13 protein-coding genes and 1 tRNA gene are annotated in these 18,154 nt (G+C 39.9%); 12 read left to right on the top strand and 2 right to left on the bottom strand.

The genetic code is table 11. The features are described 5' to 3' along the window. Window positions 1-42 precede the first annotated feature (42 nt). From BN200_RS00275 to rpoC, 9 genes are all read left to right on the top strand, one after another. A tRNA-Trp gene (locus tag BN200_RS00275) sits at window positions 43-118 on the top strand. Between the two features lie 203 nt (window positions 119-321). Then, window positions 322-534, top strand: coding sequence for a preprotein translocase subunit SecE (gene secE / locus BN200_RS00270; protein ID WP_019220402.1), 213 nt, complete (start codon window positions 322-324; stop codon window positions 532-534). A 20-nt stretch (window positions 535-554) separates the two neighbouring features. Continuing rightward, window positions 555-1,085 carry a transcription termination/antitermination protein NusG gene (nusG, locus tag BN200_RS00265; protein ID WP_019220401.1) on the top strand — a complete coding sequence of 177 codons (531 nt, stop codon included), beginning with the start codon at window positions 555-557 and terminating at the stop codon, window positions 1,083-1,085. Between the two features lie 151 nt (window positions 1,086-1,236). After that, window positions 1,237-1,665 carry a 50S ribosomal protein L11 gene (gene rplK / locus BN200_RS00260; protein ID WP_019220400.1) on the top strand — a complete coding sequence of 143 codons (429 nt, stop codon included), beginning with the start codon at window positions 1,237-1,239 and terminating at the stop codon, window positions 1,663-1,665. 4 nt (window positions 1,666-1,669) lie between these two features. Further along, a complete protein-coding gene (gene rplA, locus BN200_RS00255; protein WP_019220399.1) occupies window positions 1,670-2,368 on the top strand; it encodes a 50S ribosomal protein L1 in 699 nt (232 codons plus the stop codon). A 363-nt stretch (window positions 2,369-2,731) separates the two neighbouring features. After that, on the top strand, window positions 2,732-3,250 hold the full coding sequence (rplJ, locus tag BN200_RS00250; protein WP_034988800.1) for a 50S ribosomal protein L10: 519 nt from the start codon (window positions 2,732-2,734) through the stop codon (window positions 3,248-3,250). Between the two features lie 102 nt (window positions 3,251-3,352). Then, window positions 3,353-3,724, top strand: a complete 372-nt coding sequence (rplL, locus tag BN200_RS00245; protein ID WP_011180533.1) for a 50S ribosomal protein L7/L12 — start codon at window positions 3,353-3,355, stop codon at window positions 3,722-3,724. 223 nt (window positions 3,725-3,947) lie between these two features. Then, window positions 3,948-8,099 (top strand): DNA-directed RNA polymerase subunit beta, encoded by a 4,152-nt coding sequence (gene rpoB, locus BN200_RS00240; RefSeq protein WP_019220397.1) that lies wholly within the window; start codon window positions 3,948-3,950, stop codon window positions 8,097-8,099. 172 nt (window positions 8,100-8,271) lie between these two features. Then, window positions 8,272-12,480 (top strand): DNA-directed RNA polymerase subunit beta', encoded by a 4,209-nt coding sequence (rpoC, locus tag BN200_RS00235; protein WP_019220396.1) that lies wholly within the window; start codon window positions 8,272-8,274, stop codon window positions 12,478-12,480. Window positions 12,481-12,909: 429 nt separating this feature from the next. Here rpoC and BN200_RS09505 read toward each other — a convergent pair whose 3' ends face one another. Then, on the bottom strand, window positions 12,910-13,095 hold the full coding sequence (locus BN200_RS09505) for a hypothetical protein (RefSeq protein ID WP_019220394.1): 186 nt from the start codon (window positions 13,093-13,095) through the stop codon (window positions 12,910-12,912). Window positions 13,096-13,398: 303 nt separating this feature from the next. Next, a complete protein-coding gene (locus BN200_RS00225) occupies window positions 13,399-13,602 on the bottom strand; it encodes a hypothetical protein (RefSeq protein WP_244426843.1) in 204 nt (67 codons plus the stop codon). Between the two features lie 476 nt (window positions 13,603-14,078). Here BN200_RS00225 and BN200_RS09500 point away from each other — a divergent pair, with 476 nt between their 5' ends. The 3 genes from BN200_RS09500 (at window position 14,079) to BN200_RS00210 (ending at window position 17,132) form a co-directional block, all read left to right on the top strand. Then, the gene (locus BN200_RS09500) at window positions 14,079-14,231 is read left to right on the top strand and encodes a MerR family transcriptional regulator (protein WP_244426841.1); all 153 of its coding nucleotides are present in this window, start codon (window positions 14,079-14,081) and stop codon (window positions 14,229-14,231) included. Between the two features lie 456 nt (window positions 14,232-14,687). After that, window positions 14,688-15,377, top strand: a complete 690-nt coding sequence (locus tag BN200_RS00215) for a nitroreductase (protein ID WP_019220392.1) — start codon at window positions 14,688-14,690, stop codon at window positions 15,375-15,377. A gap of 357 nt (window positions 15,378-15,734) precedes the next feature. Further along, window positions 15,735-17,132, top strand: coding sequence for an L-serine ammonia-lyase (locus BN200_RS00210; RefSeq protein WP_034988799.1), 1,398 nt, complete (start codon window positions 15,735-15,737; stop codon window positions 17,130-17,132). The last annotated feature ends 1,022 nt before the right edge of the window (window positions 17,133-18,154 follow it).

Below are 18,154 nucleotides of genomic sequence, written 5' to 3'. Positions count from 1 at the left end.
TATTGTTAAAGGTGTATTGAAGTTATTTTAATTTTCAGAGTTAGGGGTATAGCTCAGTTGGTAGAGCGGCGGTCTCCAAAACCGCAGGTCGCGGGTTCAAGTCCTGCTGCCCCTGCCAGGACCGTTAGGGTTCTAATTGCTGAGGAGGTAGGGTTTCTGCCTTCCTTTCTTTTTTTTCTATGGGGCTTGTTTTTTTGTGCATGAATCGGTATTGAGTAAAGAATGAGGAAATTGTATAAGGCTAGAGATGGGCTTTTTGCGTTTTCCTATTTATTTTGTTGTATAAATCACAATAAGGTTAGAAAGAGTATAGTGTGACTGATGGCATCTAAAACCAATCCTATTACCTTTTTTAAGCAGGTTTATGCAGAAACAGTTAAGGTGAAGTGGCCTACGCGTCGTGAGACAGTGATTTCTACTTTCATGGTATTGTTGGTGACGTTATTAGCCTCAGCTTTCTTTTTTATTGTGGATCAGTTTATGCATTTTAGTGTTTGGCGTGTTATTGATCTCCTGAAGTATCTTTTTAGTTGAGAGTGCAAGGAAGTGTGACTGTGGCTGCTCGTTGGTATATTGTTCAAGCATATTCAAATTTTGAAAAGAAAGTAGCGGAAGCTATTGATAAGGAGGCAAAGCAAAAAGGGCTTGATCATTTGTTCGAGAAAATTTTTGTTCCGACAGAGCGTGTTATTGAAATTCGTCGTGGTCGTAAGGTTGATGCTGAGCGGAAGTTTTTTCCTGGTTATGTTCTTGTTTGTGCTGAATTGACAGATGAAGTTTATCATCTCATTAAGAATACACCTAAAGTGACAGGTTTTTTAGGTTCAGATTCACGCCCTGTTCCAATTTCTGATCGAGAGGCGGAGCAAATTCTTAAGCAAGTTCAGGAAAGGGTTGAGTCTCCAAAATCTTCCGTATTGTTTGAAGTTGGAGAGCAAGTTCGGGTTGCTGATGGTCCTTTTGTTTCTTTTAATGGAGTTGTTCAAGAGGTTGAGGAAGAACGTTCTCGTCTTAAGGTCGAGGTATTGATTTTTGGGCGTCCTACGCCTGTTGATTTGGAGTTTGATCAGGTTGAAAAACTCTGATTAAATTTAGGGTGGTTTTAATCACCTTAAGTTAACTGGTGGGAGGTGAGTTATGGCTTTTGTCGGCTTGATGATCCGGACCACTTAAGCTGCAGCGGTTGGCAGGCAAGATGATTTGTCGGCTTACCAGTAAAATTGAAGGCAGATTATTATGGCAAAAAAAAGTATAGGTCAGCTGAAGTTGCAGGTTCCCGCAGGGGCTGCTACTCCGTCTCCACCAATTGGTCCTGCTCTTGGTCAGCGTGGTATTAATATCATGGAGTTTTGTAAGGCATTTAATGCTGCTACGCAGGAAATGGAAAAGGGCTCGCCGATCCCTGTAATTATCACTTATTACCAAGATAAATCTTTTACATTTTCTTTAAAGACACCTCCTGTATCGTTTTTCTTAAAAAAGGAAGCGAATTTGAAATCTGGTTCGAAAGAGCCTGGTAAGGTTTCTGTAGGGAGTATCTCTCGGGATAAAGTTCGTTCAATTGCAGAAGCAAAAATGAAGGATCTTAACGCTAATGATCTTGATGCAGCGATGCGCATGGTAGAAGGTTCTGCTCGCTCTATGGGCTTGGAAGTGGTGGGCTAATGTTATGGCAAAAGTAGCAAAAAGAATAAAAAATATCCGCAAAGATGTTAATTTTAATGCAATTTATGCTTTAGAAGATGCGGTTTCAATGGTTAAAGAGCGTGCAGTTGCGAAGTTTGATGAAACCATAGAAATTTCAATGAATTTAGGGGTTGATCCTCGTCATGCAGATCAAATGGTGCGAGGTGTTGCTCATTTGCCTAATGGAACTGGACGCAATGTTCGTGTTGCTGTTTTTGCGCGTGGGGATAAAGCTGAGGAAGCTAAGGCAGCTGGTGCAGATGTTGTGGGGGCTGAGGATCTGTTTGAGAGCATTAATGGTGGTGCTATTGATTTTGATCGTTGTATTGCAACGCCAGATATGATGCCTCTTGTCGGACGTCTAGGTAAGATTCTGGGGCCAAGGAATTTGATGCCCAATCCAAAAGTTGGTACTGTGACACTTGATGTTGCTGGTGCTGTTAAGGCTTCTAAAGGTGGTGCTGTTGAGTTTCGTGTTGAAAGAGCTGGTATTGTGCATGCTGGTATTGGTAAGGCGTCTTTTGGAGTTGAGAAGATAGTAGAGAATATTAAAGCTTTTGCTGGTGCTGTTATTAAAGCTAAGCCGCAAGGTGCAAAAGGCGAATATATTAAGCGTGTTGCCGTTTCTTCTACTATGGGGGTTGGAATTAAAGTTGATCCTGCGACCGTTCGTTCAGAGTAGGTATGGGCAGGTTTATCATTCTATTTTGGGGTATGTGATATCAAAAATGTATTTAAGGTGTCGGTTTTTCGACATTTTTCTATCTAAGCTTTATTGAGCTTGGGTTATGACGGAAGAAATTCCGAAATATCCTGTCCGAGATTGTGGGTGATACTGTTTTTAGTATCTTAATCAAAAAAAGCCTGCATGAGACTGGGGTAAGAACTGTAGAGTCTGAAGACTCAGAGGGTTTGAGCCAAGGTTACCTTTGACCGTTTTGCGTGAAAAGGGGACAGGATCCTCATCGATAGCATAAAGTATTTTATGTTATCAAAGGTAACCAACAGATTTGTTTTAAGCAAATCTGTTAAGTGGAGAGAGACAGTGAATAGAGCGGAAAAACGCGAATTTGTTACATGGCTTAACGAGGCTTTTCGAAAGTCTGGTTCTGTTGTCGTTGCACATTATTCCGGTCTGACGGTTTCACAGATGAATGATCTTCGTTCAAAAATGGGTGAAGCTGGCGGTGCTGTTAAAGTCGCCAAAAACCGTCTTGCTAAGATTGCTCTTCAGGGCACGGAATCTGAATCAATAGTGGATTTGTTTAGTGGACAGACACTTATTGCTTATTCAGAAGATCCAATTACAGCACCGAAAATTGCTGTTGATTTTGCGAAAACCAATGACAAATTTGTTATCCTTGGCGGTTCAATGGGTGCAACAAGTTTGAGTGTAGATGCTGTGAAGTCTTTAGCTTCATTGCCTTCACTCAACGAGTTGCGGGCAAAACTTGTGGGTATGATTTCTACCCCTGCGACCCGTATCGCACAGGTTGTTAATGCTCCTGCTGGTCAGGTTGCACGTGTCGTTGGCGCATATGCTCGGGAGGGTAAGGCGGCTTAGGGCTGTTTTGTGTTCGTGGCGATAGAAGAGCTATAATGCTTTTCTATTTTTTAAATAAGTTCTAAACAATGGTTCAAATCTTTTAATTAAAGGAATTTAAAAATGGCTGATCTAGCGAAGATCGTAGAAGACCTTTCTAACCTAACCGTTTTGGAAGCTGCTGAGCTTTCTAAGTTACTTGAAGAAAAATGGGGGGTTTCGGCTGCCGCTCCTGTGGCGGTTGCTGCTGTTGCTGGTGCTGCTGCTCCCGTTGCTGAAGAAAAAACAGAATTTGATGTTATTCTTGTTGAAGGTGGTGCACAAAAAATTAATGTTATTAAGGAAGTTCGTGCTCTTACAGGGCTTGGTCTTAAAGAAGCGAAAGATCTGGTTGAGGGTGCGCCTAAACCTATTAAAGAGGGCGCTTCTAAAGATGAAGCAGAAAAAATTAAATCTCAACTTGAAGCTGCTGGAGCTAAAGTTGAACTTAAATAAATTTGATTTTATCGGCGGCTCTTTATGTTCGCCGATTTTCTTTCTCCTTAAAAGAGGAGAAGTGTTTAGTGCAGCCCTTTTTCCAACAGCTGATTCGCTGTAATAGGGCAAGTTGGTGATACTCACTATCGGGTATCGAATGAACTGGTCTGCATGTGCAGGTTAATGATGTAAAGCTTTTAAGGTTTAGTCTACCTTGAAGAGTAAAGATCGAGGAGCGACGATGGCTCAGACCCTAGCAATGACGTCTCAATTCAATGGTCGTAAGCGCGTACGCAAGTTTTTTGGTAAGATTCCTGAAGTGGCAGAAATGCCAAATCTTATTGAGGTTCAAAAAGCATCATATGATCAGTTTCTCATGATTGAGGAACCGAAAGGCGGGCGTCCAGATGAAGGATTGCAGGCTGTTTTTAAATCGGTATTTCCTATTTCGGATTTTTCCGGTACAGCTATGCTCGAGTTTGTTGGTTATGAATTTGATTCCCCAAAATTTGATGTTGAAGAATGTCGTCAGCGTGATTTGACTTATGCTGCACCATTAAAGGTGATATTGCGTTTAATCGTTTTTGATGTTGATGAAGATACAGGTTCCAAAGATATCAAAGATATTAAAGAGCAAGGCGTTTATATGGGCGATATGCCTTTAATGACGGCGAATGGTACCTTTATTGTTAATGGGACAGAGCGTGTGATTGTCTCACAAATGCATCGTTCTCCCGGTGTCTTTTTTGATCATGATAAAGGAAAATCGCATTCATCAGGAAAGTTCCTTTTTGCTGCTCGTGTTATTCCTTATCGTGGTTCTTGGCTTGATATTGAGTTTGATGCTAAAGACATTATCTATGCTCGTATTGATCGGCGACGCAAAATTCCTGTTACCAGTCTTTTGATGGCATTGGGGATGGATGCGTCGGATATTTTGTCAACTTTTTATAATAAAGTCACCTATGAGCGAGATGGAGATGGGTGGCGTACTTCTTATTCTGTTGAGCGCTTTAAAGGCATGAAACTTGTTTCTGACCTTATCGATGCGGACAGTGGTGAAGTTGTTGCTGAAGCTGGTAAAAAACTAACGGTTCGTGTAGCAAAGACTTTGGCAGAAAAAGGTCTAAAGGCAGTTAAAGTCAGTGAGGACGATTTATTAGGATCCTATCTTGCAGAAGACATAGTGAATTACCAGACAGGTGAGATTTATCTTGAAGCTGGGGATGAAATTGACGAAAAAACATTAAAGGTTTTGTGTGATGTTCATGCGGATCAAATTGATATTCTTGATATTGATCATATGAATATTGGAGCATATATCCGCAATACTTTAAAAGTGGATAAAAATGAAAGTCGGCAAGATGCGCTGTTTGATATCTATCGGGTAATGCGTCCAGGTGAGCCGCCAACAATGGATACAGCAGAAGCTATGTTCCATTCGTTGTTTTTTGATTCAGAGCGTTATGATCTTTCCGCTGTTGGGCGTGTTAAGATGAATTTGCGTATGGATCTTGATTGTCCAGACACAGTTAGGGTTTTGCGTCAAGAAGATATTCTTGCTGTGGTTAAGATGTTGGTTGAATTGCGTGATGGACGTGGTGAAATTGATGATATTGATAATCTTGGCAATCGTCGCGTTCGTTCTGTTGGGGAATTGATGGAAAATCAATATCGCATTGGTTTGCTTCGTATGGAGCGTGCGATAAAAGAGCGTATGTCCTCGGTTGAAATTGATACTGTCATGCCACAAGATTTGATTAACGCAAAGCCGGCTGCAGCTGCTGTTCGCGAGTTTTTTGGATCTTCACAACTGTCGCAGTTTATGGATCAAACCAATCCATTGTCAGAAATTACGCATAAGCGTCGTCTCTCTGCTCTTGGTCCAGGTGGTTTAACTCGCGAACGAGCAGGTTTTGAAGTTCGTGACGTACATCCTACACATTATGGTCGTATTTGTCCGATTGAAACGCCGGAAGGTCCTAATATTGGTCTGATTAACTCTTTAGCAACTTTTGCGCGGGTTAATAAATATGGTTTTATTGAAAGTCCATATCGCAAAATTATTGACGGCAAAGTGACAACAGAGGTTATTTATCTTTCTGCTATGGAAGAGTCAAAACATTATGTGGCTCAGGCTAATTCTTCCTTAGATTCTGAAGGGCGTTTTTCAGAAGAGTTTGTTGTTTGCCGTCATGCAGGTGAAGTCTTGATGGCACCGCGTGAGCATGTTGATTTGATGGATGTTTCACCAAAACAGTTGGTTTCGGTAGCTGCTGCTCTTATTCCATTTTTGGAAAATGATGATGCCAATCGTGCGTTGATGGGGTCGAATATGCAGCGTCAGGCAGTTCCGCTTGTACGTGCTGAAGCACCATTTGTTGGTACGGGAATGGAGTCAATAGTAGCGCGTGATTCAGGGGCTGCTGTTGCTGCAAAGCGGAGTGGTATTGTTGATCAAGTTGATGCGACTCGTATTGTTGTCCGTGCGACAGAAGATTTAGATCCTTCAAGATCTGGTGTTGATATTTATCGTTTGCAGAAATTTCAGCGTTCCAATCAGTCCACTTGTATTAATCAACGTCCTCTTGTGCATGTCGGTGATCGAGTAGAGAAAGGCAATATCATTGCAGATGGTCCATCTACAGATCTTGGTGATCTTGCTCTTGGTCGGAATGTTCTTGTGGCATTTATGCCTTGGAATGGCTACAATTATGAAGATTCCATTTTGCTTTCTGAGCGCATTGTCGCTGATGATGTTTTTACCTCGATTCATATTGAGGAATTTGAGGTTGCAGCACGTGATACAAAGCTTGGTCCTGAAGAAATTACCCGGGATATTCCTAACGTTGCAGAAGAGGCATTAAGGAATCTTGACGAAGCAGGAATTATCTATATTGGTGCTGAAGTTCAGCCTGGTGATATTTTGGTTGGTAAGATTACTCCAAAGGGTGAAAGTCCTATGACACCGGAAGAAAAACTTCTGCGTGCAATTTTTGGAGAAAAGGCTTCAGATGTTCGTGATACTTCTATGAGAATGCCTCCTGGGGCTTTTGGAACTGTTGTTGAAGTCCGTGTTTTTAACCGCCATGGTGTGGAAAAAGATGAACGTGCGATGGCGATTGAACGCGAAGAAATTGAACGTTTAGCGAAAGACCGTGATGATGAGCAGTCGATTCTGGACCGCAATGTTTATGCGCGTCTTACCGATATGTTGGTGGGGAGAGTTGCGATAGAGGGGCCAAAAGGCTTTTCGAAAAACAAAAAGCTCGATACTACAATAATGGGGCAATATCCACGGTCTCAGTGGTGGCAATTTGCGGTTGAAGATGAAAGGCTTCAGAGTGAAATTGAGGCCTTGCGCAATCAGTATGATGAATCGAAAGAAGCTTTGCAACGTCGTTTTATGGATAAAGTTGAAAAAGTTCAAAGAGGTGATGAAATGCCCCCTGGCGTCATGAAGATGGTGAAGGTTTTTGTGGCTGTGAAGCGCAAAATCCAACCAGGCGATAAAATGGCAGGACGCCATGGGAATAAGGGTGTTGTTTCACGTATTCTTCCAATAGAAGATATGCCATTTCTTGAAGATGGAACGCATGCTGATATCGTCTTGAATCCGCTTGGTGTGCCTAGTCGTATGAATGTTGGTCAAATTCTTGAGACACATCTTGGTTGGGCGTGTGCAGGTATGGGCAAGAAGATTGGCGATTTGGTAGATTTGTATCAAGAAACCGGCGATATACTTCCTTTACGGCAGCGGATTGAGAATCTTATGCCTGATAATGAGCATAATGAACCAGTCCGTCAGTATGATAATGAGAGCCTTTACAAATTGGCACTACAGATGCGGAAAGGTGTTTCAATTGCAACTCCTGTTTTTGATGGAGCGCATGAAGCTGATATTAACATGATGCTGGAAGATGCTGGCTTGGATAGCTCAGGGCAGGTTACGCTTTATGATGGTCGTACTGGAGAGCCTTTTGATCGTCCTGTGACGGTGGGGTATATTTACATGTTGAAATTGCATCACCTTGTTGATGATAAGATTCATGCGCGTTCGATTGGGCCGTATTCGCTTGTTACGCAGCAGCCATTAGGTGGTAAGGCACAATTTGGTGGTCAGCGTTTCGGTGAAATGGAGGTTTGGGCACTTGAAGCTTACGGTGCGGCGTACACTTTGCAGGAGATGCTGACAGTGAAATCAGATGATGTGGCTGGGAGAACGAAAGTTTATGAGGCGATTGTACGCGGTGATGATACATTTGAGGCAGGTATACCTGAGAGCTTTAATGTGTTAGTGAAAGAGATGCGTTCACTCGCTCTTAATGTAGAACTTGATGATGCACGTGAGCTTATTGCACAACGCGCATTGTCTGATACAGCAGAACAATAATTTAACGAGCGCGCTGAAACAGTGCGCTCTGAGTGTCTTTAAAAGGCTAAATAAAGGAATTTCTATTAAGCGAGTGTAGACAGTTTAAAATAAAAACAGGTTTTAAATAAAGTCTGTAATAAAATTAATGAGATATTATAACAGGTTCTAAGAATCTTTGAAGGAGAACAGCATGAACCACGAGGTCATGAATCTTTTCAATCCTCAGTCACCGGCGCAGACATTTGACTCTATTCGTATTTCAATTGCGAGTCCTGAGAAGATTTTGTCTTGGTCGTATGGTGAGATCAAGAAGCCTGAGACTATTAATTATAGGACTTTTAAGCCAGAGCGTGATGGTCTTTTCTGTGCGCGTATATTTGGTCCCATTAAAGACTACGAATGTCTATGCGGTAAATATAAACGCATGAAATATAAGGGCATTATCTGTGAAAAGTGTGGTGTAGAGGTTACTCTTTCACGTGTACGTCGTGAGCGTATGGGGCACATTGACCTTGCAGCACCTGTTGCGCATATTTGGTTCCTTAAATCATTACCAGGTCGCATTTCGACACTTTTAGATTTGACTTTGAAAGATATCGAGCGGGTTCTCTATTTTGAGAATTATATTGTAACAGAACCAGGATTGACGTCCCTTAAGCTCCATCAACTTCTTTCTGAAGAAGAATATATGCTTGCTATTGATGAGTTCGGGGAAGATCAATTTACAGCCATGATTGGTGCAGAGGCTATTTACGAACTTTTAGCCAGCATGGAGTTAGAGAAAATTGCCAATGATTTGCGTGCCGAATTGTCCGAGACAACTTCGGAGTTAAAACAGAAAAAGCTCATTAAGCGGCTTAAGATTGTTGAGAATTTCCTTGAATCTGGCAATAGACCAGAATGGATGATTATGAAAACCATTCCGGTTATTCCACCGGATTTACGTCCCTTGGTTCCACTTGATGGTGGTCGTTTTGCTACGTCCGATTTGAATGATCTTTATCGGCGGGTTATAAATCGTAATAATCGATTGAAACGGCTGATTGAGTTGCGGGCTCCAGGAATTATTGTGCGCAATGAAAAGCGTATGGTGCAGGAAGCTGTTGATGCGTTGTTTGATAATGGTCGGCGTGGGCGTGTAATTACTGGAGCCAATAAGCGTCCTCTAAAATCTCTTTCAGATATGCTAAAAGGGAAGCAAGGACGTTTCCGTCAAAACTTACTTGGGAAGCGTGTTGATTACTCGGGGCGTTCTGTTATTGTGACAGGTCCTGAATTAAAATTGCATCAATGTGGTCTTCCCAAGAAAATGGCTCTCGAATTATTTAAGCCATTTATTTATGCACGGCTTGATGCAAAGGGGTATTCATCAACTGTAAAACAGGCAAAGAAGCTTGTTGAAAAAGAGCATCCAGAAGTTTGGGATATCTTGGATGAGGTTATTCGTGAACATCCTGTTTTGCTTAATCGTGCACCGACATTGCACCGTTTGGGGATTCAAGCTTTTGAGCCTGTTTTGATTGAAGGGAAAGCTATACAACTTCATCCATTGGTGTGTACTGCTTTTAATGCGGATTTTGATGGAGATCAGATGGCGGTTCATGTTCCGCTTTCTCTTGAAGCACAGCTTGAAGCGCGTGTTTTGATGATGTCGACCAATAATATTCTTCATCCAGCCAATGGTGCTCCAATTATTGTTCCATCACAGGATATGGTTCTTGGTCTTTACTATCTTTCGATTGTCTCTGAAAAAGAACCGGGTGAGGGAATGGCTTTTTCCGATATAGGTGAGCTTCATCACGCCTTGGAAAATAAGGTTGTAACTCTTCACACGAAGATCAAAGGCCGCGTTAAAAATATCGGTAGTGATGGAAAAGAAGTTGCTAAACTTTATGATACAACACCTGGTCGTTTGATTATTGGAGAGCTTTTACCGAAAAACTCGAATATTTCCTTTGATATTGTTAATCAAGAAATGACTAAAAAGAACATTTCTAAAATGATTGATCAGGTTTATCGACACTGTGGACAAAAAGAGACGGTTATTTTTTGTGACCGTATTATGCAGCTTGGTTTTTCTCATGCTTGTCGTGCGGGGATATCGTTTGGTAAGGACGATATGGTTATTCCTGATAGCAAGTTGCGTTTGGTTGCAGAAACGGAAGCTTTGGCTAAGGAGTATGAACAACAATATAATGATGGTTTGATTACACAAGGTGAAAAATATAACAAAGTTGTAGATGCTTGGGGGAAATGTACCGATCGTGTTGCCGATGAAATGATGAAACGCATTCAAGCTGTCGAATTTGATCCTAAAACAGGTCGTCAGCGGCCCATGAATTCAATCTATATGATGTCGCATTCTGGTGCGCGTGGTTCTGCTAACCAGATGAAACAGTTGGCTGGTATGCGTGGGTTAATGGCAAAACCCTCCGGTGAAATTATTGAAACACCGATCATTTCAAACTTTAAGGAAGGTCTTACTGTTAATGAGTACTTTAACTCTACTCACGGTGCACGTAAAGGACTTGCTGATACTGCATTAAAAACTGCTAACTCTGGTTATCTCACACGGCGTCTTGTTGATGTTGCTCAAGATGCTATTATTTCGGCAGTTGATTGTGGTACTGCAAAAGGCCTGACTATGCAGCCAATTGTTGATGCTGGACAAATTGTTGCCTCTCTTGGGCAAAGAATTCTTGGTCGCACAGCGCTTGTTGATATTCTGCATCCAGTTTCTGGAGAAGTTATTCTTGAAGGTGGTGCGATGATTGAAGAGGCTGATGTTGCTAGGATTGAAGAAGCCGGAATTCAATCTGTTCAAATCCGCTCTGCTTTGACATGTGAAACGCGCCTTGGTGTTTGTGCCAAATGCTATGGTCGTGATTTGGCGCGCGGGACACCAGTTAATCAGGGTGAGGCAGTTGGTGTTATTGCTGCTCAGTCGATTGGAGAACCTGGAACTCAGCTTACTATGCGTACTTTCCACTTAGGAGGAACAGCGCAAGTTGTTGATTCATCTCATTTAGAAGCTTCTTATGAAGGTACGGTAGAGATTCGTAATCGCAATGTGGTTCGCAATTCTGAAGGCCATTTGGTGGTTATGGGACGTAATATGGCTATCCTTATCAAGGATGCATCTGGAAAAGAGCGTGTTGTCCATCGTATTAGCTATGGTGCGCATATTTTTGTTGATGATGGTGATGTTGTGAAATGTGGCCAGCGTATTGCAGAATGGGACCCTTATACACGTCCAATTCTCACTGAAGTTGAGGGGTATGTAGGTTTTGAAGACATGATTGATGGTTTATCAGTTACTGAAACCGCTGATGAATCAACAGGGATTACGAAGCGCTTAGTGATTGATTGGCGTGCTAATCCAAAGGGCGCTGATCTAAAACCTGCCATTATCATTCATGCAGATAAAAAAGGCGAAACCATTGCCAAATATAAGGGAGCTGAAGCCCGTTATATGATGTCAGTGGAGACTATTCTTTCTGTTGAGCCTGGTTCTCATGTTAAGGCGGGTGATGTTATTGCGCGCTTGCCAATGGAAAGTGCCAAAACAAAAGATATTACAGGGGGACTTCCCCGTGTGGCTGAGCTTTTTGAAGCGCGGCGTCCAAAGGATCACGCCATCATTGCTGAAGTCAGTGGTACAATCCGATTTGGTCGTGGTTATAAAAATAAGCGTCGTATTATTATTGAGCCCAATGATGAAACTCTTGAGCCAGTAGAATATTTGATTCCAAAGGGTAAGTTATTTCATTTCCAAGAAGGTGACCAAATCGAAAAAGGGGATTATATCCTCGATGGCAATCCAGCCCCTCATGATATCTTGGCGATTAAGGGTGTTGAGGCTTTGGCATCTTATCTAGTTAATGAAATTCAAGAAGTTTATCGTTTGCAGGGTGTTTTAATTAATGATAAGCACATAGAGGTGATTGTTCGTCAGATGTTGCAAAAAGTTGAAATTACTGAATCAGGGGATTCTGGTTATATTCCAGGGGATCATGTTGATCGTATTGAATTAGATGAGATCAATGATAATTTGCTTGCAGAAGGAAAGAGACCAGCCTCTGGTAATCCTATACTGCTTGGGATTACCAAAGCGTCTCTTCAAACACCCTCCTTTATTTCTGCGGCATCATTTCAGGAAACAACTCGAGTACTTACAGAAGCAGCGGTTTCTGGAAAGATTGATACTTTGCAAGGTCTTAAGGAGAATGTTATTGTCGGCCGTCTTATTCCTGCAGGTACAGGAGGGACGATTGCTCAAATCCGTCGTATTGCTTCAGTTCGTGATGATCTGATTATTGATGAACAGCGCAAATCTGGTAATAACGAAATGGCGAAAGCGATGTTAACGAACATGACAACTGGTGCAATTGCTGAATAAAGTTAAATGAGTGCCAGTACTTATATAAAGTAGTGATATAAAAACGTCCAAATAGAGAATTTGGGCGTTTTTTAGTCTTAAAATGCAAAAACAGTTTTTCTCTGACAAATATATGACAATAAAAACGATAAGGTGAGAGTTATTTCAAGCACTTTGGAAGCTTATTGTGCTCATGGCATTTTCCTTATGACGCGCTTTATTTTATAATAAAATCAATCTATTAACTAATTGAGGGAGTTATTTAGTTATTGATTCTATTGTGTTTTTTTGCCTCTATTCCTCATTTTTGGGAGCTTTTTATCGATTCCAAGGCAAGTTTTTTACGATCTGCGCTTTTTATATAAAGAGATGCCATACTATCATCTGTCCAGCCCAAAAGTGCTTTAAGTTGTGTTATCATTTCTCCTGAATTGGCAGCACGGGTTGCTACTAATTTTCGTTAAGCCGTGCAATGAACGTTTCATCTCCGATAGGACCAGTTTCAAGTGTTTTGGCTAATTCCGGTAGAATGGGGAGAAAAACATCTGTTTGGAATTTACTTTTCTCAGTCTTGAGATGAATGATATTATCGTTAACGTCCTTCCAGACAATGCGAACAGCATTACCACGACGCAAGCCCGTACACAGAAGAACATTAATCCAAACATGTTCATGGGTTCCTAAAGTCTATAGTTGATAATATTTCTCAACATCTTCTTAAAAAGTCCATTAAGGATTTTCAGAAAACTATCAGCCATTGCTGGTGTTTCTTTTCTCTGCTGTAATATGTGACTTTTTTTATTTCTTTGTATGGAATATTGCCTATGGTATCAGCAATTTTCACCAGAATGAGTTCTCTTTGTCTTTTTGTACCTTTAAGCAAGGCTATATCAATTAACGTTGTTAAAAGACTGTTTAAACAGCCATGTAAAATAAATCTTAAATTAGTTTACCGGGTTTGAGTTTAGGAGGTATGATGCCTTGTAATTCGGCAAGTGTAGTTTTGTAATTATCAACAAACTCTTGTGTTCCATAGGTTCCACGTATTCTAATGCGTTTTCCATGAACAGTACGCACATACAATACGATTTTACCAGATTGGGTAATTTGTTTACCAAGATGAGGAGGGCATGGTTTTGGCAATGGCAATGTCACATTTTAGAGAGCAAAGCTTTGTAATATTCATTCTTTGATAAATCTAATAATTTGTCATGATGCTTGCTGAGAGAAGAATCTTTTTTGTGGCTTCATTTATAAAGTTCCTCATTATAGCAAACAGCTAAAAAGTTCTATTTTCAATAGATTCTAAAGTCTAAAAATGCATAAGTTAATATGATAAGCTGCCATGTGTTAAGAAAAAAAGGGAGATTGTCTAAAAACAAGGTGAGTGTTGATTTTGAATATCTTCTATAAAGGTTGAAAAGACATTATAATGAACACTCAGAAAATCTTATTAAAATAATTGATTTTCTTCATCTACCATGCTTGCGTAGTTAGAAAGCTTTATCTTTCCTCTATTTAAAAATGTGAGAAAGTAGAGGATAAAACGCTAAATAAAATTTTATAAAAAACAGATATATTTATGTGAACAGTGTGGTTTGTGAAAACAGAATGATAGAATGTACGGATATTATTTAATTGGTGAATTGACACGAGAATTTTCAATAACGGCTCGGACGCTAAGTTATTATGAAAAAAAAGAGCTTCTTGTGTCCTTTCTGCGTGGAGCTGCACGGTTTTATACGCAAACAGATCATCATAAATTAAAATAAATACTGCGTGCTAAAAGAGTTAAATTTTCTTTGTCGGAAATATCGGATATGTTAAGCGTAGTCGGAAACCCACCGAATGATGAGAAAAAGCTTAAGGAATTAATTGCAGGGATTAATAAAAACGCGCTAATTTGCAACAGATGCGGCGCGATATTGATGATCTTTTGCATGATTTAGAACGCATTGAGGAAACTTTTTTTGAAAGTTTAGCTGAATTGGGGATTAATCGTTGATTTTAAAATGTATTTCATTTACTCATTTTTGAGGATTGCCTTTCTCTTAAAAGAGAGAGGCTTTATTATTCTCTTATGATAAGCATGAACAGAGTGTGAAATGTATCAGTTATTTGTGAGGAGTCGTCTGAATAAAAGAGCTGCAAGGTTTTTTACAATGCATTGATGTTAAATGAGAAAACAATAATATTCAAATTTATTTTTCAAAAAGAAAGTAAAAACAATGGCGGATGCTCCTATTGATATTTTTCAATCTATTTTGTCGCGAAAGTCAATACGGGCTTTTACTGACCAGCCTGTTAGACAGGAAACGATTAGAGAAATTTTAAAACTTGCAGCACGTGCGCCATCTGGAACAAATCTCCAACCTTGGCAAGTGATTGTTTTGACAGGAAAAATATTACAGAAAGTAGGCCAAGAACTTTCACAACTTGTCCTTTCAGGAGTAAAAGGAGAGCGTGAATACCATTATTATCCACGTCAGTGGCGTGAACCTTATCTTTCAAGGCGTCGAAAAGTTGGTTTAGATCTTTATAAGAGCCTTGGAATTCAAAAGGGTGATCAAGAAAAAATGCTTTATCAGAAGGCAAAAAATTTTTTATTTTTTGGTGCACCTGTAGGATTATTGTTCACAATAGATCATGACATGGAAATGGGAAGTTGGCTTGATTTAGGCATGTTTATGCAGACTCTTATGTTAGCAGCACGTGGGTTTGGTTTAGATACGTGTGCCCAAGCTGCTTTTGCCGATTATCATAAACAAATTCATACACTTTTATCTGTACCTTCTGATCGGCATATTATCTGTGGTATGGCACTTGGTTATCGCGATGTGAAGGCACCAGAAAACAATTTTGAGACTGAACGCGAACCAATCGATAATTTTGTACGTTTTATTGAACCAGATCGGTAGATATGTTATCATATAATTGAGTATAAAAAAGTTTAAAGACATTGAAGTCCATATGAAAAATATTTCGGTGGGGAATTCTCCTTTTTCTTTCATTTTAATATTGCATCTTAACACTTATTTTACTACGTTTAAGGCATCAAGAGAATGATTGTTCGGGGTGTCGGGGGTCATTGTCAGTTTTTTGAAGGTTGGCTATGGAAAGCGCTATAGAAAGAAAGTGTTGGATAGTAGCAAGACGAGCAACATTCGTTTTTATTGCTGTTATTTTTTTAGCTTATCTCGCTATTTAATTTTAAATGGGATAAAAGTGATAAAAAAGCGAACACCCAAAATTCATATTTGATTTTGAGGCGAGTGGTGTTTTTATCTGTTTTTGAACTTTTTAAAATTGGTATTGGTCCATCTAGTTCCCATACAATGGGGCCAATGACTGCTGCTAATATGTTTTTGCAAGAGATTATGAGACGCCCTTTTCTAAGGTTACCTCATACTGAGGTTTCTCATATACGTGTCTCTCTTTATGGTTCATTAGCTTTTACGGGAATTGGTCATGCTACAGATAGAGCTGTTATATTAGGACTTTTAGGAGAAGAAGCCGCAACTGTTAATCCTGATAACATGGATATGTTGTTAGAAAAGGTTACACGTGAAAAAAAAGTGCAACCAGATGGCCATCCTGCTTATCGGTTTGATTTGCAACGTGATCTTATTTTTGAACGAAAGGAAGTTTTACCTGGGCATACTAATGGACTTGCATTTGAAGGGCTTGATGTTGATGGGAATGTTCTTTTACGCAAGATTTATTATTCTATCGGCGGTGGTTTTGTGGTGACTGAGGAGGAATTAAGCTCTGTGAATGGTAATATACAATCAGAAACCTCTGAAGTACCATATCCCTTTGATAGTGCACGTGAAATGTTGTCAATGGCAGAAAAATCAGGACTGTCAATTGCTAAAATGAAGCGTTTAAATGAAGAAACAAAGATGGAACGTTCTGCACTTGATGCAGGTCTTGATGAAATTTTTTCAGCTATAACAAAATGCATTGAGAGAGGTCTTTCACAAGAAGGTGAGTTACCAGGTGGATTGCATGTTCCAAGGCGTGCTAAAAAGCTATACGAAACACTTTTGAAAAACCAAAAGAGAAATCGCAATTATCCACTTTGGGCGAATGATTGGCTTTCAGTATATGCTATAGCAGTGAATGAGGAAAACGCCGCCGGTGGTCGTGTTGTTACAGCACCAACAAATGGGGCAGCTGGTGTTTTGCCTGCAGTTTTGCGTTATTATCTTCAGTTTCATGATGATTCCGATCGAGAGGGAATACATAATTTTTTGTTAACGGCAGCAGCTATTGGTGGTGTCATCAAACATAAAGCCTCTATTTCTGGTGCAGAAGTTGGGTGTCAAGGTGAGGTGGGAACGGCATCTTCAATGGCAGCTGCTGGATTGACAGCCGCGTTAGGTGGTACACCAGCTCAAATTGAAAACGCAGCAGAGATTGCACTTGAACATCATCTGGGAATGACCTGTGATCCAGTTGCAGGTCTTGTGCAGATTCCTTGCATTGAGCGCAATGCGATGGGGGCTGTAAAGGCGGTAACAGCTTCTTCTCTTGCGTTGCATGGTAATGGGAAGCATTTTGTTTCTCTTGATGCTTGTATAGAGACAATGCGCCAGACCGGGCATGATATGAGTGAACGCTATAAAGAAACGAGTAAAGCTGGACTCGCAGTTAATGCAATATCCTGTTAAAGTATGACAACGATATTTAATCGGGTAAATTTTTTACGACTTATTGGTTGTCTATGGAGTTAAAATAGACAACACTGCTGTTTTTGTTAGCTTCCAACATTGGAAATAGCTTTTGTATTAAGACAGTTCATAAAGAGGCATATTGAACTCTTTTTTAAATGACTTTATCCGTAGAACTATTCTCTTTTTGATGTGCGAACAAGCGGTTTTTACTGATTTACTTTTATATATTCGTGCCTCTCATTCAAGTTTTAAACGATGAATTAGCTTGATAAAGATGTCTTGAGTAAGAGATAGCCAATTGGTACCTTATTGCAAATTATTATCTTCACATCATATCAAAATATTTAATATCAAACTTATTTTTATTTTATACACTGTCACTCGTATTCAACAGAATTTATTCAATCATAATGCGAAATGCGGACAGGCATATGGCATGCAAAAATTGTTTGAGTGCGAGAGTTGTGATGATACGTAAATGCTGTAAAATATAATGATGGTGCAAAGCTCTAGGTGTATAAGCGCGAAAATGTAAGGATTTCGGTAGCGATTATATTATACCATTCTTGAGACGGTGGCGACAAACAAGGAAAGGGACTATAAAGAATGATATGCTCATAAAGAGTCATTATACCTTAAAATTATTTTGTATTTTGAAAAAAATATCAGTTTAGGAAATAGCTTAAGGAATTTTGCACAACAGTTATATTGTTGGAATAAATTTGAACTTTATTAAAGAGCCTTTTCTTTATTGAGTTATTACAAAACTGCTTTCTAAATGAGAGAGATTTGTATCTAATGGAGGCGTGTTTTTTGATGAAAAGATCCCCAATGCTTATCGTTTGATATTAAATCCTAACATGCAGTGTTTTGACGTATTTTAAAAAGATGGTTTTATTGAAAAGCTGCAGATACCTCTTGAGAGAGTTTGATAGAAATTTGCAGGGCAACTCTTATAAATTTAAGCAAGAAATACGTTTGTGGTTTTTAGAGATTTTAGACGATTATGTAGGAAAATT

This window comes from Bartonella senegalensis OS02 (assembly GCF_000312545.1).
Classification (GTDB): Bacteria; Pseudomonadota; Alphaproteobacteria; order Rhizobiales; family Rhizobiaceae; genus Bartonella; species Bartonella senegalensis.
This window is presented reverse-complemented; position numbering and strand designations above follow the sequence as displayed.

What these genes read in the sequence shown, in the direction of transcription:
- rpoC (WP_019220396.1), top strand. Translation starts at nt 8,272, where the DNA reads ATGAACCACGAGGTCATGAATCTTTTCAATCCTCAGTCACCGGCGCAG.
- BN200_RS00215 (WP_019220392.1), top strand. Translation starts at nt 14,688, where the DNA reads ATGGCGGATGCTCCTATTGATATTTTTCAATCTATTTTGTCGCGAAAG.
- rplK (WP_019220400.1), top strand. Translation starts at nt 1,237, where the DNA reads ATGGCAAAAAAAAGTATAGGTCAGCTGAAGTTGCAGGTTCCCGCAGGG.
- rplL (WP_011180533.1), top strand. Translation starts at nt 3,353, where the DNA reads ATGGCTGATCTAGCGAAGATCGTAGAAGACCTTTCTAACCTAACCGTT.
- BN200_RS09500 (WP_244426841.1), top strand. Translation starts at nt 14,079, where the DNA reads ATGTACGGATATTATTTAATTGGTGAATTGACACGAGAATTTTCAATA.
- rplA (WP_019220399.1), top strand. Translation starts at nt 1,670, where the DNA reads ATGGCAAAAGTAGCAAAAAGAATAAAAAATATCCGCAAAGATGTTAAT.
- rpoB (WP_019220397.1), top strand. Translation starts at nt 3,948, where the DNA reads ATGGCTCAGACCCTAGCAATGACGTCTCAATTCAATGGTCGTAAGCGC.
- secE (WP_019220402.1), top strand. Translation starts at nt 322, where the DNA reads ATGGCATCTAAAACCAATCCTATTACCTTTTTTAAGCAGGTTTATGCA.